This is a genomic window from Streptomyces sp. MB09-02B (assembly GCF_033794485.1).
Lineage (GTDB): Bacteria > Actinomycetota > Actinomycetes > Streptomycetales > Streptomycetaceae > Streptomyces.
Genome location: NZ_JARGEE010000166.1, coordinates 1 through 18717, shown reverse-complemented (window position 1 = coordinate 18717; position 18717 = coordinate 1). Strand labels below are relative to the sequence as shown.

The 18717-nt window shown below is 73.0% G+C and carries 18 protein-coding genes; 4 read left to right on the top strand and 14 right to left on the bottom strand.

Annotated elements, in window-relative coordinates:
- Together crtI and P1P70_RS22860 are read right to left on the bottom strand one after the other, a co-directional pair.
- Positions 1 to 1043, bottom strand: a 1043-nt coding sequence (gene crtI / locus P1P70_RS22865; protein WP_319240668.1) for a phytoene desaturase family protein, incomplete at its 3' end; no start/stop codon positions are given.
- Positions 1040 to 2302, bottom strand: a complete 1263-nt coding sequence (locus P1P70_RS22860; protein ID WP_413471528.1) for a polyprenyl synthetase family protein — start codon at positions 2300 to 2302, stop codon at positions 1040 to 1042. The genes crtI and P1P70_RS22860, both read right to left, overlap by 4 nt.
- A gap of 330 nt (positions 2303 to 2632) precedes the next feature.
- On the opposite strand from P1P70_RS22860, the gene P1P70_RS22855 reads away from it, so the two are divergent.
- The 4 genes from P1P70_RS22855 (at position 2633) to P1P70_RS22840 (ending at position 7091) form a co-directional block, all read left to right on the top strand.
- Positions 2633 to 3259: an RNA polymerase sigma factor gene (locus P1P70_RS22855; protein ID WP_319240670.1), complete on the top strand. Its 627-nt coding sequence runs from the start codon at positions 2633 to 2635 to the stop codon at positions 3257 to 3259.
- A gap of 153 nt (positions 3260 to 3412) precedes the next feature.
- Positions 3413 to 4720, top strand: coding sequence for a lycopene cyclase family protein (locus P1P70_RS22850; RefSeq protein WP_319240664.1), 1308 nt, complete (start codon positions 3413 to 3415; stop codon positions 4718 to 4720).
- 41 nt (positions 4721 to 4761) lie between these two features.
- Positions 4762 to 5490 (top strand): methyltransferase domain-containing protein, encoded by a 729-nt coding sequence (locus P1P70_RS22845; RefSeq protein ID WP_319240662.1) that lies wholly within the window; start codon positions 4762 to 4764, stop codon positions 5488 to 5490.
- Between the two features lie 56 nt (positions 5491 to 5546).
- Entirely contained in the window at positions 5547 to 7091 is a 1545-nt protein-coding gene (locus P1P70_RS22840) for an FAD-dependent oxidoreductase (protein WP_319240660.1), read from the top strand.
- Here P1P70_RS22840 and P1P70_RS22835 read toward each other — a convergent pair.
- The 12 genes from P1P70_RS22835 to P1P70_RS22780 all read right to left on the bottom strand — a co-directional run.
- Positions 7054 to 7392: a hypothetical protein gene (locus tag P1P70_RS22835; protein ID WP_319240658.1), complete on the bottom strand. Its 339-nt coding sequence runs from the start codon at positions 7390 to 7392 to the stop codon at positions 7054 to 7056. The genes P1P70_RS22840 and P1P70_RS22835 overlap by 38 nt on opposite strands.
- A 141-nt stretch (positions 7393 to 7533) precedes the next feature.
- Positions 7534 to 8571, bottom strand: a complete 1038-nt coding sequence (locus tag P1P70_RS22830; RefSeq protein ID WP_319240656.1) for a polyprenyl synthetase family protein — start codon at positions 8569 to 8571, stop codon at positions 7534 to 7536.
- Positions 8568 to 9653 (bottom strand): tetratricopeptide repeat protein, encoded by a 1086-nt coding sequence (locus tag P1P70_RS22825; protein ID WP_319240654.1) that lies wholly within the window; start codon positions 9651 to 9653, stop codon positions 8568 to 8570. The genes P1P70_RS22830 and P1P70_RS22825 overlap by 4 nt, the downstream gene beginning before the upstream one ends.
- A gap of 178 nt (positions 9654 to 9831) precedes the next feature.
- Positions 9832 to 11022 (bottom strand): alginate lyase family protein, encoded by a 1191-nt coding sequence (locus tag P1P70_RS22820; RefSeq protein ID WP_319240652.1) that lies wholly within the window; start codon positions 11020 to 11022, stop codon positions 9832 to 9834.
- A gap of 127 nt (positions 11023 to 11149) precedes the next feature.
- Complete coding sequence (locus tag P1P70_RS22815) at positions 11150 to 12001, bottom strand: ABC transporter permease (protein WP_413471527.1); 852 nt, start codon at positions 11999 to 12001, stop codon at positions 11150 to 11152.
- An 11-nt stretch (positions 12002 to 12012) separates the two neighbouring features.
- Positions 12013 to 12936 (bottom strand): ABC transporter ATP-binding protein, encoded by a 924-nt coding sequence (locus P1P70_RS22810; RefSeq protein WP_319240648.1) that lies wholly within the window; start codon positions 12934 to 12936, stop codon positions 12013 to 12015.
- Positions 12933 to 13286, bottom strand: a complete 354-nt coding sequence (locus tag P1P70_RS22805) for a transcriptional regulator (protein ID WP_319240646.1) — start codon at positions 13284 to 13286, stop codon at positions 12933 to 12935. Before P1P70_RS22805 ends, P1P70_RS22810 begins: the two co-directional genes overlap by 4 nt.
- Positions 13283 to 13789 carry a hypothetical protein gene (locus P1P70_RS22800; protein ID WP_319240644.1) on the bottom strand — a complete coding sequence of 169 codons (507 nt, stop codon included), beginning with the start codon at positions 13787 to 13789 and terminating at the stop codon, positions 13283 to 13285. The genes P1P70_RS22805 and P1P70_RS22800 overlap by 4 nt, the downstream gene beginning before the upstream one ends.
- Before the next feature lie 107 nt (positions 13790 to 13896).
- On the bottom strand, positions 13897 to 14742 hold the full coding sequence (locus P1P70_RS22795) for a carbohydrate ABC transporter permease (RefSeq protein WP_319240642.1): 846 nt from the start codon (positions 14740 to 14742) through the stop codon (positions 13897 to 13899).
- Entirely contained in the window at positions 14739 to 16094 is a 1356-nt protein-coding gene (locus tag P1P70_RS22790) for a sugar ABC transporter permease (protein WP_319240640.1), read from the bottom strand. The genes P1P70_RS22795 and P1P70_RS22790 overlap by 4 nt, the downstream gene beginning before the upstream one ends.
- Positions 16095 to 16099: 5 nt before the next feature.
- Positions 16100 to 17434 (bottom strand): ABC transporter substrate-binding protein, encoded by a 1335-nt coding sequence (locus P1P70_RS22785; RefSeq protein WP_319240638.1) that lies wholly within the window; start codon positions 17432 to 17434, stop codon positions 16100 to 16102.
- Positions 17435 to 17497: 63 nt separating this feature from the next.
- The coding region (locus tag P1P70_RS22780) for an alpha-amylase family glycosyl hydrolase (RefSeq protein WP_319240636.1) at positions 17498 to 18717 on the bottom strand (1220 nt) is incomplete at its 5' end.

Below are 18717 nucleotides of genomic sequence, written 5' to 3'. Positions count from 1 at the left end.
CTCATCAGGCTTCCGGTGCGGGTGAGTTCGTCGAAGGTGCGTCGCCACGCGTGGCCGAAGGACAGGGTGTGGTGGGCGAGTTGGGGCCAGGTCCGGTCGGTGCCGACGTGCAGGACGGCGGCCGAGGGCGCGTGCCTGATCCGCAGCGGACGACGGGGTGGTCGGCCGAGCAGCGCGTACGTGACGGGCAGGTCGGGGGTGAGGACGACGGCGTCGCACGGGATGCGCTCGTGCGCGGTGACCACGGCGGTGACGCGGTCGCCGGAGCGTTCCAGCCGGGTGACGTCCCGTCCGAACCGCAGGTCCGCGCCCGCTTCGGCGGCGGCGTCCGCCATGGCCCGCGGCAGGGCGTGCATCCCGCCGCGGGGGAAGTACACGCCGGCCACGGTGTCCATGTAGGCGATCACGGCGTAGGCGGCGAGTGCGCGCGCCGGCGGGACGCCCGCGTACAGCGCCTGGAAGGAGAAGACCCGGCGCAGGCGTTCGTCGCGCAGGTGACGGCCGATCCCCGCGTCCAGCCGGCCGAGGCCGCCGAGCGCGGCGAGCCGCGCGAGGTCCGGGGTGAGCAGCTGGAAGGGGGAGTCGAAGTTGGTGTCGATGAAGCGTCTCATCTGCGCCCGGTACAGCCGCTCCAGCCAGCCGCGCAGCCGCCGGTAGCCCGCGGCCTCCGCGGCGCCGGCGAAGCGTTCGACCTCCGCCTCCATGGCGTCGGCGTCGGTGTGGACGTCGATGCCGCTGCCGTCCGCGAACAGGGCCCGGTAGGCGGGGTGCAGGGGGATGAGGTCGACGCGCTCGCGCAGGGTCGTGCCCACCGCGGCGAAGGCCTCGTCGGCGAGGTCGGGCATGGTCAGCACGGTGGGGCCGGTGTCGATGCGGTAGCCGCCGCGCTCCAGGCGTCCGGCGCGACCGCCGGGCAGCGCGTCGCGCTCGACGAGGGTCACCCGGCGGCCTGCCCCGAGCAGGTGCAGGGTGGCCGCCAGGCCGGAGAGTCCGGCGCCGACGACCACCACGTGGTCCGTGCGCCCGGGAACGGTCCTGGTCATCGGGCGGCCCCTTCGACGGCGCCCAGCAGCAGCGAGACCGGCACGCCGTCGGCGGGACCGTGGGCGCCGGAGGAGGGAGGCGGCGACGGGAGCCCGACCGTGGTGTGCAGCAGTTCCCGCAGGCGCCGTCGGCCCTCCGCCTCCAGCGGGGCGGAGTCCAGGTGACGCAGGCCCTGGGCGACGAGACGGTCGATCTTCGCCTCGACGATGTCGCGCGCGCCGGTGCGGTCGAGGACGTCACGGACCTCGGTGAGACGGTGCTCCGGCAGATCGGCCCGGCCGAGGGAGTGCCGCAGCACGGCGAGGGCACGCCGGTCGTCGGCCGCCTCGGCCCGGGCCTGCGCCACGGCGACCAGGTAGGTGGGCTTGCCGGCCCGGATGTCGCCCCCGGTGGGTTTGCCGACGTGCCCGGGACCACCGAAGACGTCGCCGAGGTCGTCCCGGAGCTGGAAGGCCATGCCGACGCAGCGGCCCACCGAGCACAGGGTCCGGGTCCGCGCGGCGTCCGCCCCCGCCAGCGCCGCCCCGAGGGCCAGGGGGCGCTCCACCGAGTACAGGGCGCTCTTGAGGCAGGCGGCACGGATCGCGCGGGCCAGGGACCTGGAGGAGGTGGCCTGGCCCTGGATGTCCAGGTACTGACCGGCCACCATCTCGGTGCGCATGATGCTCCACAGCCCGCGGACGGCGTGCTCGGCGGCCGGTGTCGCCCTGGTGGCCGCCACGATGTCGTCCGCCCAGGCCAGGGCCAGATCCCCGGCGAGGATGGCCGCGGCCTCTCCGAACCGTTCCCCGTGGGCCGGTTCCGTGACGTCGGCGTACTGCGCGGCGACGTCGGCGTGCAGGGCGAGTCGGCCGCGGCGCAGCCGGGAGCGGTCCATGACGTCGTCGTGGACCAGCGCGCAGGTCTGGATCAGTTCGAGTGCGGCGCCGACACGCAGGGCGGCCTCCGCCTCCGCCGCCCCTCCCCCGCAGGCGCGCAGGGCCCACCAGACGAAGCGCGGACGCATGAGCTTGCCGCCGTCCAGGGCGAACCGTGCGACGCGCTCGGCCAGATCCCCCGCGAAGACCGGGTCGAGCGCGGCGGCCCGTTCCGTGCGCTCCGCCAGCAGGCCCTCCAGCACGCGTCGTACGGCCCCGGGGACGTCGCGGTCGACGGCGTGCGGCTCGCACGTGTGCGCCGGCATGTGTGAGGGGTCCTCCTCGGGGGATTCGGGCGGTGACGCTGCCGCGGGGTGGTCCTTCGCGTCGCTGGGGCCCATCAGGGTTCCTTCCGTCGCCGGCACAGCGGGGGTCTGCTTCAACGCCTTCCGTGGCGGAGGGGCGCGCGGATGCGCCGGAGGAGTGAAAAGGCATGGCTGGTTCGTGCTCCGAGCCCGGCGCGCGCTGCGGAGCGGCGCGGCGTGACGCAAAACGCTGCACAGGCGATGCGAGTTGTCTCCCTTCGGTCTGCCCTCGCAGGGTGGAGGAGTCGCCGCAGTCGGCGGCACGAGCCCCGCTCGACCGGGAACCGGGTGCCCCGGCAGCACGACCGTCACCCCCGTGGGGCGCGACGGACCCAGCCCGCACAAGGAGCAGACGCCATGACTGCCATGACTGCAGAGCAGGCCACCAGGCACACCCACGACGGCGTCCCGCCCCGGACCCCGACCGGGGACGCCCCCGCGTGCGAGGACCTGGCCGCCGGTTTCGTCGCCGGGGACGAGGGCAGCCTGACCGCCGCCTACCACCGGTGGGGCCCCCTCGTGTTCACCCTGGCCCGACGCTCCCTCGGCGACGCCCGGGAGGCGGAGGACGTCCGGCAGTCGGTGTTCCTCGCCGCCTGGCGCGGACGCGCCGGGTACGCCCCCGAGCGCGGCCCTCTGGGCGCCTGGCTCGTCGGCATCACCCGGCGCAAGATCGCCGACGCCCTGACGGCCCGGACCCGGCGGGCCGAACTCGTGGCAGCCGCCGGAGCGCACCTGACCGAGGCGAGCGTGAACCCCGACACGCTGCCCGACGCCGTGCTCGACCGGGTCCTGATCGACCGCGAGTTCACCCGCATCCCGGCCCCGCAGCGGCTGGTGCTCACCCTCGCCTTCTACGACGACCTGACGCAGACACAGATCGCCGAGGTGACCGGCTGGCCACTGGGTACCGTCAAGAGCCACGCGCGGCGCGGGCTACGGCGCCTGAGCCACCGCCTGCGGGAGGAAGGCGCCCTGGACCACTCGGCGTGACACGGACATCGATGCGCAATCGACGCGTGTGGAAGGAAACCCGGGGAGCGGGCGAACCGCTCCCCGTCCGTGGACCCTGCCGCCGAGCCTGCCGCCGAGGCGGCCCCCGAGACGGAAAGCTTGCGGAAGGCCACCACGAGGAAGGAGCGGCGTGTGCGGGAAGCTGATGTGGCCATCGTGGGTGCGGGGGCGGCCGGCCTGTCCCTCGCCCACCGGCTGTCACGACGCGCCCCCGGCGCCCCCCGCCTGTCGGTGATCCTGCTGGACGCGCCCCCGGGCCCGCTGCGCCCCCCGAGCCGCACCTGGTGCTTCTGGGAGGAGGGGCCCGGCCCGTACGACGCTGCCCTCAGCGCCGTCTGGCGGCGGCTGCGGATGCGCACCCCCGAGGGCCGGATCCTTCAGCGCGACATCGCGCCCCTGACCTACAAGATGCTCCGCTCCGACGACTTCGAGGACCTCGTCACGCGCGAACTGGCCCGCGGCGACGCGGTACGCCGTCTGGAAGCGGTCGTCGAGACGGTGGACGGCATCGCCGGAGGAGCCGAGATCCGCGCCCGATCCGGCCAGGGCGTCCCCCTGACGGTCCGCGCCCGCTGGGTCTTCGACTCCCGGCCCCTCGGGAGCCTGCCCGCCGCCCGCACCACCCTGTTGCAGCACTTCCACGGCTGGTTCGTCCGTACCGGGCGACCGGTGTTCGACAGCGGCACGGTGGAGTTCATGGACTTCCGGGTGCCGCAGCCGCCCGGCGGGCTCGCCTTCGGCTACGTGCTGCCCACCGACAGCCACCGGGCACTGGTGGAGTACACCGAGTTCTCCGGTGCCGTCCTGCCCCGCGACGCCTACGACACCGCACTGCGCCGCTACAGCGAGGACGTGCTGGGGCTGCGCGGCTTCGAGGTCGTCGCGACGGAGAGCGGGGTCATCCCCATGACCGACGCGCGCTTCGAGCGACGGGCGGGCCCTTCGGTGTTCCGCATCGGCACGGCGGGAGGCGCCACGCGGCCGTCCACGGGCTATACGTTCTCCGCGATCCAGCGGCAGACCCGAGCGATCGCCGCCGCGCTGCGCGCGGGCCGGAACCCGGTGCCTCCCCCGGCCCACACGGCCCGTTCGCGCGCGATGGACGCGGTGCTGCTGAGGGCCCTGGACAGTGGCCGCGTCGACGGCGCCGCCTTCTTCACCCGGCTGTTCTCGCGGGTTCCGGCGCGACGGCTGCTGCGGTTCCTGGACGGGGGGACCCGCCTCCACGAGGACCTCGCCCTCGGCCTGCGCACGCCGGTGCTGCCGATGCTCCGCTCCGCGGCGGAGCTGTTTTGGCTGCCCCGCGGCACCGCCGAACAGCCCTTCTCCCCGGAGCAACCCCTCTCCGCCGAACAGTCCTTCTCCCCAGAACAGCCCCTCTCCGCCGAACCACCCTTCTCCGGCGGACCGTCCCCCGACCGCGACCCCGGCCACCCATGACCGGCACGGCGACCCTCCGTGCACCCGACCGAGGAGATCCCATGACGCTGCTCCGCGACGAGGACCTGGCCGCCGCGTTCGACCACGCCTCGCGCAGCTACGACACCCTGGTGTCCGCCAACCCCGGCTATCACGGCCAGTTGCGCCGCTCGGCGCGCCGCCTCGGCCTGCCCGGGCGGGGAGCCGGTCTGCGCGTCCTCGACCTCGGCTGTGGGACCGGTGCGTCCACCGCCGCGCTCGCCGCCGTCCTCCCGGGGGCCGAGATCACCGCGGTGGACGCCTCGGCGGGCATGCTGGAGCGCGCGGCCCGCAAACCCTGGCGCGAGGGGGTCAGCTTCGTGCGGGCGCCCGCCGAACGGCTGGCGGAGGCCGGTGTGGACGGGCCGTTCGACGCCGTGTTCGCCGCCTATCTCTTCCGGAACGTCACCGATCCCGACGCTGTCCTGTCGACCGTGCGCGACGTCCTGACCCCTCGGGGCCGCCTGGCCGTGCACGAGTACACCCTCAGCGGCCGACCCGTCCACCGCGCGGTGTGGACGGGGGTGTGCCGCGGCCTGGTCCTGCCCGTGGCGACCGTCCTCGGCGACGGCGGCCTCTACCGCCACCTGTGGCGCAGCGTGGTGGAGTTCGACACCGCGGACGGCTTCGCCGCACGGGTCCGCTCCCATGGCTTCGAAGCCGTGCGGGCCCTGCCCCTGCCCGGCTGGCAGACGGGCATCACGCACACGATCGTCGCCCGCCGGCCGGCCGCCGAGGAGGCCGGCCGATGAGGGCCCGCCGGGGAAACGACTCGTCGCGGCCCGGCAGGGACCGACGGGTCCGCAGGATGAACCCGGTGCCCGGCGCCCCGCGGTGCATGGGCGACCGGCCTCCGACGGCCGCTGTCGTCGGGGGCGGCATCGCCGGCCTGGCGGCCGCGACAGCCCTCGCGGAACGCGGTGTGCGGGTCACGCTCCACGAACGGGAGGCGACCCTCGGCGGGCGCCTGGCCGGCTGGCCGACCGTCCTGTCCGACGGGACCACCGTCACCATGAGCCGCGGCTTCCACGCCTTCTTCCGCCAGTACTACAACCTGCGCGGACTGCTGCGGCGGACCGACCCCGGCCTGACCCGTCTGCGGGGCCTGCCCGACTACCCCCTCCGGCACGCCGACGGCCTGCACGACGGTTTCGGACGCGTCCCCCGCACCCCGCCGTGGAGCGCGCTGGGATTCGTCGCCCTGAGCCCCTCCTTCGGGCTCCGGGACCTCATCCGTATGAACCCGGTCGCCGCGCTGCCGCTTCTGGACGTGCGGGTCCCCGACGTCCACAACCGCCTCGACGACGTCAGCGCCCGCGACTTCCTCGACGCGATCCGCTTCCCCGAGGCCGCGCAGCACCTGGCGTTCGAGGTGTTCTCCCGCAGTTTCTTCGCCGATCCGCGCGAACTGTCGGCGGCCGAGATGGTCCTGATGTTCCACATCTACTTCCTCGGCTCGGCCGAAGGACTCCTGTTCGACGTCCCCGACGAGCCTTTCCCCACCGCCCTGTGGGAGCCCCTCGCGGCCTATCTGCGCGGTCACGGGGCCGACCTGCGCACCCGGACGGCGGTCGAGGCGGTCGAGCCCACGCCCGACGGTGGCTTCCTCGTCGCCGCCGGCCAGGAGGAACGACGTCACGACGCGGTCGTGCTGGCCCTGGACACGGGGGGCCTGCGTTCCCTCGTCCAGGGCTCACCACGGCTGGCGGACGCCGCCTGGCGCGAGCGGGTGGCGGCGCTGCGGAGCGCTCCGCCCTTCCTGGTCTCCCGGCTGTGGCTGGACCGCCCCGTCGCCGCCGGCCGACCCGGCTTCCTGGGCACCGCCGGCTACGGCACGCTCGACAACGTCAGCGTGCTCGACCGATGGGAGGGGGAGGCCGCGCGCCGGGCCGCCCGCACCGGCGGATCCGTCGTGGAACTGCACGCCTACGCCCTCTCCGACCGCTCGCCCCGCGACGTCGAACAGAAGCGTCTGCTGGAGCAGTTGCACCGGGTGTACCCCGAGACGCGTGCGGCGACGGTGCTGGACGAACGGCACGAGTGGCGGGCCGACTGCCCGCTGTTCCCGGTCGGCCGGTACGGCAACCGGCCCACGGTGCGCACCAGCGACCCCGCTCTGGTGGTGGCCGGGGATCTGGTCCGCACGGGCCTCCCGGTCGCCCTCATGGAGCGGGCGGCCACGAGCGGATTCCTCGCCGCCAACGCGCTGCTGGAGCGGTGGGGCGTCAGGGGTCAGACCCTGTGGACGGTTCCCGACGGCGGCCGCGGCCCCCTGCTGCGCCGCCTGGCCCGCCTCGGCCACGACGACCCGACCGTCACCGGTCCGCCGCCGGACCCGCGCCCATGGTCCTGAGCCGTGGAACGAGGCGGGCCCGCGGCATCGCGCGTTTCGACGCTCGGGCGGTCCGGGCGTCCGTCAGAGCCGCCTCGGCGGTCCGATGACGCCGTAACCACAGGGACGTCACGGACAACAGCCCGGTGAAGAGCACGAGAAGGAGCACCGACACCCACATGGGCCGGCTCCCGGGACGCGTCCACCCTTCCCCGGCCGCCAACACCGCCCACAGGAGGGCGGCCGTCGCGTAGAAGGTGCGGATCCGGCGCAGTTGCCGCACGGCGGGCAGCGGCATCAGGTGGTCGTTCCTCGGCGTCATGCCGCCCCGTGTACCCGGATCCCCCCGGTTAATCGGCGCGTGGAGAAGGCACTTCGGTGAGCACCTCGGCCGGACGGACGCGACGCGACGGCTCGCGCCTGTCCGGCCAGGGCCGACGGAAGCCGAGGCGGGGACCGCTCCTCAGAGGTCGCGTCGTACCAAATACTCCGACAGTGCCCGCAACTCGTCCGCGGCCGCGCCTTCCGACGCGACGTCGGCCAGTGCGGCCTCCGCGGCGGCGACGTGTGCCCGTGCCTCGTCCAGCGCCGCTGTCCGGCCGCCCGCCGCCTCGACGAGCTCGGCCGCCTCCTCAGGGTCGGCCCCCGACCTCAGCAGCGCGGCCAGGCGCCGCGCCGCAGGAGACGGGGAGTCCAGGGCCGCCAGGACGGGGAAGGTCTTCTTGCGCTCCCGGAGATCGCCGTGCACGGGTTTGCCGGTGACTGCGGGGTCGCCCCAGATGCCCAGCACATCGTCGACGATCTGGAACGCCAGGCCGAGACGGCGGCCGGCTCGGTCGAGCGCCGAGATCACGGGCGGCGGACCGCCGCCCAGCAGCGCGCCGAGCGCGGCCGCGCTGCCGAGCAGCGCCCCGGTCTTGTGCTCGGCCATCGCCCGGTACTCCGCGGGCCGCACCCGCTCGGGCCCCGTCCAGGGGCGCGCGGCGAACAGCAGGTCCTCCGCCTGCCCGTGCACCAGGTCGCCGAGCGCCACCGACAGCACGCGTACCGCGGCGGCACCCGCCTCGGTGGCCGCGAGCGTCTCGACGGCCAGCGCGAACAGGGCGTCGCCCGCGAGGACCGCGGGCCCCGTGCCGTACGCCTTCCAGACGGCGGGGCGACGGCGCCGGGCCGAGTCACCGTCCATGATGTCGTCGTGCAGCAGCGAGAAGGTGTGCACCAACTCCACCGCGACCGCCGCGGGCACTCCCGTCCGCCCGGCGGCGCCCACCGCCTCTGCCCCGAGCACGGCCAGCGCCTGCCGCACCCCCTTGCCCCCGGACGCGGTGACGGGGGCGCCGCCCACCTCGCACCAGCCGAAGGAGTACGCGGCCATCTCCCCCACCCAGGGGTGCATCCGCCCGACCGCGTCCGAGAGCACCGGCCGCACCAGTTCGCGGCAGCGCTCCAGCACGAGAGGGACGTCCGTCGGCACCCGTACCGCCGAGGAGACCGGGGTCACCGTACGACCTCCGCCCGGACACCGCGACCGGTGGCCCTCAGGCCGACTGCGTCCCCGTCCCCCAGGCCGACTTCCTCCCGCGCCCGCGCCACCATCTGCCTCGCGTGCCGTAGGCCGATCCGGTCCAACTCCTGTGCCACCTCGTCCAGTTCGGCAGCCGTCTCGGTGTGGCTCCGGCCGAGCCGGGCGAGGGACTTGGCGAGGCCCAGCCTGGCCAGCGCTTCCCCGCGCGGCTCGCTCATCTCGCGGAACTCCGCGAGTGCCAGCTCGTACGTGTCCCGCGCCTCGGCGTGACGCCCCGCCCGGTAGAGGACGTTGCCCCGCATCTTGTGGTTGTAGGCCAGCGCGCTGGAGAGCCGCATCGTCCGGCACACGGCCTCCGCCTCCGACAGCAGGGCGAGCGCCCGCTCGACGTCCCCGTCCCGCGCCGAGACGATGTCGGCGAGGCCGCGCAGCGCCCAGGCGTGGCCGCGCCGGTCGTCGGCGCCCGCGGCTATCCCGGCCGCCTCTTCGAACATCGCGTAGGCGCTGTCGTACGAGCCCCGCTGGCGGTGGATCTGCGCGATGCCCTCCAGCGCCCACACCGTGTGCCGCGCCTCCCCTCGCCGCCGGGCCTCGGCCAGCAACTGTTCGTGCAGGTGGGCGACGGCCTCGTAGTCGCCCTGGATCCTGCCCGTCTCGGCCAGTCCGGCGAGGGAGTAGCCGCGCACGACGACGTCTCCTCCCTGCTCCCCCAGGTCGGCCGCCAGCCCGAGCAGCCGCCGGGCCAGGGCGAACGAGCCGCGTTGTCTGGCCAGCGTGCCCCCGCTCCACAGGGCCCAGGCCATCGCTCCCTCGTCACCCACCGCTCTGGCCGCACGGTAACTCGCCTTCCACGCCCGGTCGGCCTCCCCGATCTGCCCCAGCCGGCGGTGCGCCTCGGCCACGGCGAGACCGGAGCGTGCCGCCTCACCGTGTTCCCCGGCGCGCTCGGCCTCTCTCAACTGCCGCGTTCCGGCCGCCAGTACCTCGATCAGCGAGGAGTTCACGGACAGGGTGGTCAGAGCGCCTTGGTATTCGGGCGCGAACGCCTTGCCGTACATGGAACCCTTTCGGTGGATGCGCGCTATACACTCTGTGTATACATGGCGTGTATAGCGCGTGAAAATCGACGCCGCCCCAGGAGCCCGGGGCGGCGTCCGTCACCGATCAAGATGCCGTGCACGCCTGGAGGGTTGCTCGTGAGGCGCAGATCACCTCACAACCACCGTCGGACGGTGCTCAGTTGGGGTTGCCCGCATGGGTGAGCGTCGCCCAGGCGTTGAAGTAGTTGTCCGTGCCCGACGGCCGGTGCGCCTCCGTGTACCTCCGGGTGTGGGACATCGCGATGCCGAGGCGGTGGTGAAGGGCGTTGAAGGCGACCTCGGTGACGCGGCCGAGCCCCTTGTCGACCGAGCCGCCGCACAGCCAGGAGGGTACGGCGGTGCCGTTCTCGTAGGACGTGTGGAAGCCGAGGGCGTGGCGCAGCCGGTCCTGGATGCTGGGGTAGAGGTCCTGGCCCTGGATCCGGCTGGTCTCCGCGATGTTCGCGAGGGAGGCGATGCCCCAGCCGGTGTGCCCGAAGTCGCGGCAGGTCTCCTGGGCGAGGCCGTCGGTGAAGGTGCTCTGCCCCTGCCAGTACTTGATGATCTCGGCCCTGGTGTCGATGCTGCCGCCCGCGGGCGGCTCGGGCAGGTCACCGTCGCCGTTCAGGTAGACGTACGCCGGCACGCGGGCGAGGTAGGTGCGGACGGCCTTGTCGTAGGCGGCGCGGTCCTCGATGAAGACGGAGATGCCCAGTGCCGCCTCGGTCATGACCAGTTCCCAGTTGCCGTTCTTGGTCGGCGCGCCGTTGATCACCTCGGGGAGGTACACGTCGCGCAGCATGGTGGCGAAGCGGCCGGCGCCCGGCCAGCCGCCGTCGTAGGTGTACTTGATGATCTCGGCGGCGCGCGGCCAGGTGGCACCCGCCCAACCCGTCTGCAGCGGAGCGTTGCTGTTGGTGTGGTCGGTGATGGTCGCGGACCAGGCGTCCATGATCTCGATCGACTTCCTGGCGTACCGGCCGTCCCGGGTGACGTACCAGGCGAGCGCGTGCGTGTAGGCCGCGATGGCGTCCTGGCGCTCGTCGGTGCAGCCGTGGTTGGGGTTGGACGACGAGCCGCACTCCACCACGGGCCGCGGCTTGGCGGCACGCGACAGCGACGCGTAGGAGCTGGCCATCATGGCGTCGTACGCGGCCTTCCACGGCTGTTGGCCCGCCTGCACCTTCGCGCGGGCATGGTCCAGCTGACCCCGGCCCACCAGCACACCGGGGTGGGTGAAGGCGGCCGGGGCGGCCGCCGCGCGTGGGGCCGGACCGGTGAACTGGACGCTCAACAGGCCGGCCAGCAGGGCGAGTACACCGAGCAGGGCGGTTCTGGTGCGTGACATCCGACGACCTCTTCCGTTCAGGAAACTTCGTTCAGGAATGAGAACGCTGTTCCGAATACAGAAGCTTGGTCCGGACCATAAGAACCAACCGTGCACATGTCAACACCACGCGCGGAACGCGCACCGGCTAGGCCGGCGGCGCGCCGCTCCGTTCCGCCCGGCGGTGCCGTGCGGACAGACGGGAGCCGGACTCGCGGCGGGCGGCGCGCCGCAGCAGGGGCACCGCGAGCAGGAACCCGAGCACCGCCCAGGCGGTCAGCACCAGGGCGACCAGCGGGAGTTCCCAGGAGCCGGCCGGCTCGGCGGTCCGGGCCGTGTCGGGGAGCAGCGCCGAACGCAGGCCCTGTGCCATCCACTTGAGCGGGAAGACCGCGGCCACCTGCTGGACCGGTACGGGCAGCATGGTGATCGGGAAGACCACTCCGGAGGTGAGCAGCAGCCCCATCGTCGGCAGCATGATCAACGCCAGCGCCTCGCGGGGGTTGGGCAGTACGGCGCCGATGGCCGCGCCCAGCGGTACGACGGCGAGCAGCCCGAGCGTGGTGACCCAGAGCAACGTCAGCCAGGCGCCCGGCCCCCGCGGCAGCGGCCCGTCCACCAGCAGCGCCCCGCCCGCCAGGAGCAGGGCCAGGGTGCCGACCGCCACGACGACCACCAGCAGGCACTTGGCGACGAGGTAGGCCGGTATCCCCCCGGGCGTGGCGCGCAGCCGCAGCAGGGCGCCCTCCTCGCGCTCGGTCACGAGGATCTGCGGGAGGTTGATCAGTCCGACCTGGAACAGCAGATAGGCGGCGAAGCCCGCCAGCACCAGATGGGTCATCGGGGTCCGGGTGCCGGGCACGTCGTCGCTGATGTAGGCGGCGACGATCAGCGCGACGACGACGTTCGTCAAGTGGCTGGACATCTCCTTCCCGTTGCGCAGGAAGTGCCGCAGTTCGATGCCGCCGCGCTGGATCCCGGCACGCCAACTGTTCGTCACGGGTGTCTTCCTCATGCGACCTGTGCCTCTCCGTCCGCGTCCGTTTCCTCGTCGCCGTCCGAGCCGTCGGCGTCCTGGCTCACCATGTGCAGATAGGTGTCCTCCAGCGTCGGGCGGCGGACCTCCAGGTCGGCGATCGGGCCGTCCGCGTGCCGGTGGAGTTCCCAGACCAGCCGTGAGGGGTCCGCGGTGCGTTCGCGGCGGGGTGTCCCGTCGTCGGCCGTCCAGCGGACCTCGGCCCGGGCGGCGGCGCGCCGGGCCAGCTCGGCGGGCGTGCCGCAGGCCCGGATCCGGCCGCCGACCAGCATGGCGATCCGGTCGGCGAGCCGCTCGGCCTCCCCGAGGTCGTGGGTGGTCAGCAGGACGGTGACGCCCTCGTCGCGGGCCAGCCGTTCCACCAGGACGTGGAACTCGTGCCGGGCCTCGGGATCGAAGCCGGCGGTCGGCTCGTCCAGGAAGAGGAGTTCGGGGCGGCCGACGATGCCGAGGGCGACGTCCAGGCGCCGGCGCTGGCCGCCGGACAGTCGGGCCACCTGCCGGTCGGCCTGACCGGTGAGGCCGACCAGGCCGAGCAGTTCGGCAGGGTCGCGCGGGTCGGGGTAGTACGTGGCGAAGTGCGTCAGCAGCTCGGCGACCCGCCAGCGGCCGTGGTCGCGCCAGGACTGCAGGACCAGCCCGATCCGGCCGCGCCACGCGTCGTCGCCCCGCTCCGGGTCCGTACCGAGGACGCTCACCTCGCCGGCGGAACGGCGCCTGAAGCCCTCCAGGATCTCGACGGTGGTGGTCTTCCCGGCCCCGTTGGGCCCGAGCAGCGCGAAGACCTCGCCGCGGTGGATGTCCAGGTCGACACCGTGGAGGACGTCGATGGCGCCGTACGACATCGTCACGTCGCGCGCGTGGACGACGGGCCGGCCGGGTGTGTGCTCCGGTGTCATCGGCCTGCCCCCGAGTGGTGTCGTTGCTCTGACGGTGCTTCGGAAGCCGTCGGCGGGCCGGCGCCCTCGACGATCGCCCGGAGCGCCGCGACGTGCCCCTCGAAGGCCGTGCGGCCCCGGTCGGTCAGCCTGACCCTGGTGCGCCGCTTGCGGCCGCCGCCCTCCTTGTGGAGCTCCAGGTAGCCGGCCTCCTCCAGGGTGTGCAGTTGTTTGGAGAGCGCGGAGTCGCTGAGCGAGAGGCTGTCGCGGACGAACGCGAAGTCCGCCCATTCGGTGGCGGCGAGCAGCGCTACCACCGACAGCCGGGTGGCGGGGTGGATCAACTCGTCGAAGCCGACAGGGGTGCTCATCGACTTGCCTCCTCGTCCGCCGCCCGTTCGCCACCGCGCCGAACCGAGTCGGCCGCCCAGCGGTTGGCGGGACCGAGGGAGAGCAGGTACACGGCCACCGCGGCCGTGGCCTGGACGGGGCCGGCGTAGATCGGCTCCAGCGACTCGGTCAGGTGGTCCGCCAGCACGATCGTCCCGCCGACCAGCACCGCCGCCGCGCCGAACGCGGCCCACATACGCCCGGGGCAGCGCGTGTGGTGCAGTCGCATCCGGGTCCTGCGGCTGCTCATCACGACCAGCAGGCCCAACAGGCCGACATAGGCGGCCACGAACAGTCCGACGCCCCACTGAGGCAGGTCCATGCCCACGCCGGCCAGGAACACCCACATGAGCGCCGCCGTGCCGTAGGTCGTGCCGCGCCCGCCGGACACGGAGTGCTCGAACTCGTCGTACACCCGCTCCTGCGGCACACGGATGCGCTGCAGATCCCTCCATGCCTGTTCGGCGTCCACCGGCACGCTCACGCCCCTCACCCTCCCGCGTCAATCGACTTTCCCAGGAGGAAAGTTAACTCTCGACTTTCCCAGTGGGCAAGTCGGGAGCGCGTCTCAGGTTCGGCGCGGCACCGGCGCTACTTCACGGATCCCGCCATCACCCCCTGGACGAAGTGCCGTTGGAAGGCGAAGAACACGGCGACCGGCACGATCAGGGACAGGAATGCGCCCGGGGCCAGGACGTCGATGTTGCTGCCGAACTGCCTGATCTGTGACTGGAGTTCCACGGTCAGCGGCTGTGCCGAGCTGTCGGCGAACAGGAGTGCCACCAGCATGTCGTTCCACACCCACAGGAACTGGAAGATGGCGAGGCTGGCGAGGGCCGGCCGTCCCACGGGCAGGACGAGACGCGTGAAGATGCGCCACTCGCCGCCGCCGTCCATCCGGGCCGCCTCCAGCATCTCCTTCGGCATCTCGGCGAAGTAGTTCCGCAGCAGGAAGATCGCGAACGGCAGCCCGTAGGAGACGTGGAAGAGGACGACCCCCGGGATGGTGCCGAACAGCCCCAGCTGACCGAAGAGTTTGGCCACCGGCAGCAGGCCGATCTGCACCGGCACCACCAACAGGGCGACCACCAGCAGGAACAGCGGGTCCCGGCCGGGGAAGTCCAGCCAGGCGAAGGCGTATCCGGCGAGGGCCGCGATGACGACGACGAGGACGGTCGTGGGCACCGAGATCAGGACCGTGTTCCAGAACGCCCGGGTGATGCCGTCGTTGCCCAGCAATGCGGAGTAGTTGTCGAAGGACAGCTGACCGGGGCTGGCGAGCGCCGTCCACCAGCCGCCCCTGGCCGTGTCCTCGGTGGACCGGAGGGAGGACAGGAGCAGTCCGGCGAGCGGGGTGAGCCAGATCAGGCCGACGACCACGAGGAAGGCCTGGACGAGACTGTTGCCGAGCGCCCGCCTGAGCGCGGTGGCGTTCATCGCTGACTCCCTTTGAAGCGGCGGACGTTGAAGACCATGGCGGGGACGACCAGCAGGAGCAGCAGGACGCCGAGCGCGCTGCCGAGCCCCTGGTCGTTGCCGCCGCCGAAGGACACCAGCCACATCTGGGTGGCGAGCACGGTGGCGTCCTCCTGCACCGGTCCCGGCGCGATGATGTAGACGAGGTCGAAGACCTTCATGACGTTGATGACGAGGGTCACGAAGACCACGGTCAGCACGGGGGCCAGCAGTGGCACGGTGATCCGGCGGAACACCTGCCACTCGTTGGCGCCGTCCATCCGCGCCGCCTCCAGCGTGTCCCGGGGCAGGGTCGACAGGCCGGCTCCGATCAGCACCATGGCGAAGCCGGTCCAGATCCACAGGTAGGCGCCGATGACGGCGGGGGTGACGAGTGTCGGACCGAGCCAGGAGATGCCCTCGTAGGGCGGGGCGAAGTTGGAGCCGGGGAGCGTGACCGTGTACGAGCCCGCCTCCAGGTCAGGGAAGCGGAAAGAGCCGTCGGCCGCCGTGGTCGTGGTCGCGACCGTCCGCCCCTCACGGACCGCCTCGACCTTCATCGCCGGCAGTCCGCTCTCCCGGCGGTCCACCTCGCCCTGCTTCCCTCCCCCGCCGGGGGTGAAGTCCAGGTAGACGACGCCGCGCACCTCGTCGGGGCCCGCCGCACGGGCCGCCGCCGGGTGGGCGGGCTCCGCGCCCTTGAGGTCCTTCGGCGCGACGCCGACCAGGCCCAGGGCCACCGTGTCGCCCGGAGCCACGGTCGCGGTCGTACGGTACGAGCCGTCGCCGCCCTCCGTGAGGCCCTGGCCGTCACGGGCGCGGGCCGTGGGGTACGAGGAGGTGCCGCGGAAGGCGTCGTGGACGCCGACGGCCGCCGCGTTGAGGACGCCCTTGTCGGGGTCCTCGTCGTAGGCGAGCCGGAAGATGATGCCGGCGGCCAGGAAGGAGACGGCCATCGGCATGAAGAGCAGCAGCTTGAACGCCGTCGCCCAGCGGATCTTCTCGACCAGCACCGCGAGGATCAGCCCCAGGCCGGTGAGCAGGGCGGGCGCCACCACGACCCAGACGGTGGTGTTGCGCACGGCCTTGAGGGTGGCCGGGTCACGGAACATCTCGGTGTAGTTGTCGCCGCCCACGAACCGGGTTCCGGAGGCGTCGAAGAAGCTGCGGCCGACCGAGAACAGCACCGGGTAGAGGACGAGGGCGCCGAGCAGGAGCAGCGCGGGAAGGACGAAGAGCAGGGCGACGACCCGGCCCCGCCGCCGGGCGCGCCGCTCGGGGGCGGCGCCACCGGCGGCGGGCGGACCGGCCACCTTCGTGAGTGTGGCGGTCATCGCGGTCAGTCCTTGTAGGCCTTGGCCGCGGCGTTCTCCAGCTGGTTCGCGGTCGCCTTCGGATCGGACGGGTCCCGCAGGAAGTCCTGGAGGATCTTCCACTCCCCCGCGCCCTTCGTGCCGCCGAACGCGGCCGGCGCCTGGTCGGACATGTCGAAGCGGACCGAATCCCCGGCCGCGATCAGGGACTTGGCGGTCGTACGGGTGACGTCGTCGCCGTAGGAGGAGAGGTCGAGTCCCTTGTTCGGGGACAGGAAGCCGCCCGCCTCCGCCCACACAGCGGCGGCCTCGGGGGTCGCCAGGTACTCCAGGAGGGCCATGCCGGCCTCGGTGTTCTTGCCGTCCTTCAGGACGACGGCCGCGTCACCGCCGCTGACCACGGGCGCCTCACCGCCGCCGACCGGCGGGAAGGGGAAGAAGTCCGCGTCCTCGCCGATCTTCCGGCCGAACTGGTCCTTGGCGACTCCGGCGACGAAGTCGCCCTCGTAGACCATGCCGGCCTCGGGCTCGGGGCCGAAGACCTTCTCGACGGAACCGGGGAAGTCGGTGTTGAGGGCGCCCTTCTGTCCGCCGGCCAGGAGCTGCTCGTCCTCGAAGAGGTCGCCGAGGGTGGTGAGCGCGTCGACCACGCTCTGGTCGGTCCACTTCAGCTCGTGCGCGGCGAGGGCGTCGTACTTCTCCGGCCCGGCCTGGGAGAGGTAGACGTTCTCGAACCAGTCGGTGAGCGTCCAGCCGTCCTGGCCCGCGACGGAGAAGGCGGCGAGGCCCGAGTCGGAGACGGTCCGCCCGGCCTTCAGCATCTCGTCGTACGTCTTCGGCGGCTGGACGCCCGCCTGGTCGAGGGCGTCGGGGCTGTACCAGACGGTCGACTTGTGGGCCGCCTTGAAGTACAGGCCGTAGAGGGTGCCGTCGACGCTGCCGTAGTCCTTCCAGACGTCGGCGTAGTGGGCGTCGACGGACTTGGCGGTGGTGGCGGACAGCGGCTTGAGCCAGCCAGCCTCGGCGAACTGCTGGACCACGCCGACCTGCGGGACCATCACCACGTCGGGGGCGTTGCCGCCCTCGATCTTGCTGCCGACGACGGTGGAGACGTTGTCGCCGGTGGACACGAACTGCGTCTTGGCGCCGGTCTTCTCGGTGAACGCGTCCAGGACCTTCTGGAAGTTCTTCTGCTCGGTGCCGGACCAGACGCCGGCGACGGAGACGGTCTGGCCGTCGAGCGTCTTGTCGCCGCCGCCCGCGGCGACGGGCTCCCCGCCTCCGCAGGCGGTCGCGCCGAGCGCCAGCGTGAGGACGAGGGCGGTACAGCTCGTGGGCAGGGTGGTACGTGGTCGCATCATCGTCGATGTCCCTTCGGAAGGTGTCGCAAGGTGATGGAGTGGCGGGGGGCTGGGGGTGTGGGGTCAGGAATCGGTGTCGTCGCCGATCCACCAGGCGGCCGTGGCGCCGGGGAGGACCCCGGCCGGGCAGGGGCCGCTGGACAGCAGAGGGGTGCCGGGGACGGGCGCCGGCGCGGGTGCCGTACCGAAGTTGACCGCGCAGACGAGGCCGTCGCCGCGGACGAAGCCGAGGACGTCGGGCTGGGTGTCCAGCCAGCGCAGCGATCCCTCGCCCAACTGGGGCAGAGCCGCGCGCAGTTGCAGTCCGTCGCGGTACAGGTGCCAGAAGGAGCGGGTGTCGGCGAGGGCGCGGTCGGTGGCGTACTCGGCGAAGTACTCGGGCTGCGGCAGCCAGGGCTTGGCGCCCTCGACCCCGGAGGTGAAGCCGAAGGGTGAGGCCTGTCCGGACCACGGCAGCGGGACGCGGCAGCCGTCGCGGATGCGGGCGCGGCTTCCGGTGCGGCGGAAGATGGGGTCGGTGAGCACGTCGTCGGGCAGGTCGACCACCTCGGGCAGGCCCAGCTCCTCGCCCTGGTAGATGTACGCCGCGCCGGGCAGGGCCAGCATCAGCAGGGCGGCCGCGCGGGCACGGGCGGCGCCGAGGCCGCTGCCCTCGGTGGCCGGTTCGCCGTAGCGGGTGACGGTGCGGACCTGGTCGTGGTTGTTGAGGACCCAGGTGACGGTGGAGCCGGTGCCGGCGATGTCCTGCATGGCCTCGGTGATGACCTTGCGGAAGGCGTCGGCGTCCCAGGAGGCGCTCAACAGGTCGAAGAAGAAGGCCTGGTGCAGTTCGTCCGGGCGGACGTAGCGGGCGTGTTCGCGCGCCGTCGGGACGGAGACCTCGCCGACCAGGAGCCGCTCACGGCCGTCGTGCTCCGTGTACTCCTCGCACACCGCGCGCCAGTGCCGCCAGACGTCGTGGACCTCGGGCTGGTTCCAGGCGAGCGGGTTGACCGAGTCCCGGGTGCGGGCGTCGGCCTCGGGGTCCGGCGAGTCGGGCAGCTCGGGGTGCTTGAACAGCCCCGCGGCGACGTCGATGCGGAAGCCGTCGACGCCGCGGTCGAGCCAGAAGCGCAGGACGCCGTCGAAGTACCCGCCGACCTCGGCGTCACGCCAGTTCCAGTCGGGCTGCTCGGGCGTGAACATGTGCAGGTACCACTGGCCGGGGCGGCCGTCCGCCTCCGTGACCCGGGACCAGGCGGGGCCGCCGAACATGGCGTGCCAGTTGTTGGGCGGCTCGGCCC

Bases quoted from the DNA above. Each gene is read 5' to 3' on its own strand.
- P1P70_RS22860 (WP_413471528.1), bottom strand. From the start codon at position 2,302: ATGGGCCCCAGCGACGCGAAGGACCACCCCGCGGCAGCGTCACCGCCC.
- P1P70_RS22855 (WP_319240670.1), top strand. From the start codon at position 2,633: ATGACTGCAGAGCAGGCCACCAGGCACACCCACGACGGCGTCCCGCCC.
- P1P70_RS22845 (WP_319240662.1), top strand. From the start codon at position 4,762: ATGACGCTGCTCCGCGACGAGGACCTGGCCGCCGCGTTCGACCACGCC.
- P1P70_RS22840 (WP_319240660.1), top strand. From the start codon at position 5,547: ATGAACCCGGTGCCCGGCGCCCCGCGGTGCATGGGCGACCGGCCTCCG.
- P1P70_RS22835 (WP_319240658.1), bottom strand. From the start codon at position 7,392: ATGACGCCGAGGAACGACCACCTGATGCCGCTGCCCGCCGTGCGGCAA.
- P1P70_RS22825 (WP_319240654.1), bottom strand. From the start codon at position 9,653: ATGTACGGCAAGGCGTTCGCGCCCGAATACCAAGGCGCTCTGACCACC.
- P1P70_RS22820 (WP_319240652.1), bottom strand. From the start codon at position 11,022: ATGTCACGCACCAGAACCGCCCTGCTCGGTGTACTCGCCCTGCTGGCC.
- P1P70_RS22810 (WP_319240648.1), bottom strand. From the start codon at position 12,936: ATGACACCGGAGCACACACCCGGCCGGCCCGTCGTCCACGCGCGCGAC.
- P1P70_RS22805 (WP_319240646.1), bottom strand. From the start codon at position 13,286: ATGAGCACCCCTGTCGGCTTCGACGAGTTGATCCACCCCGCCACCCGG.
- P1P70_RS22795 (WP_319240642.1), bottom strand. From the start codon at position 14,742: ATGAACGCCACCGCGCTCAGGCGGGCGCTCGGCAACAGTCTCGTCCAG.
- P1P70_RS22790 (WP_319240640.1), bottom strand. From the start codon at position 16,094: ATGACCGCCACACTCACGAAGGTGGCCGGTCCGCCCGCCGCCGGTGGC.
- P1P70_RS22785 (WP_319240638.1), bottom strand. From the start codon at position 17,434: ATGATGCGACCACGTACCACCCTGCCCACGAGCTGTACCGCCCTCGTC.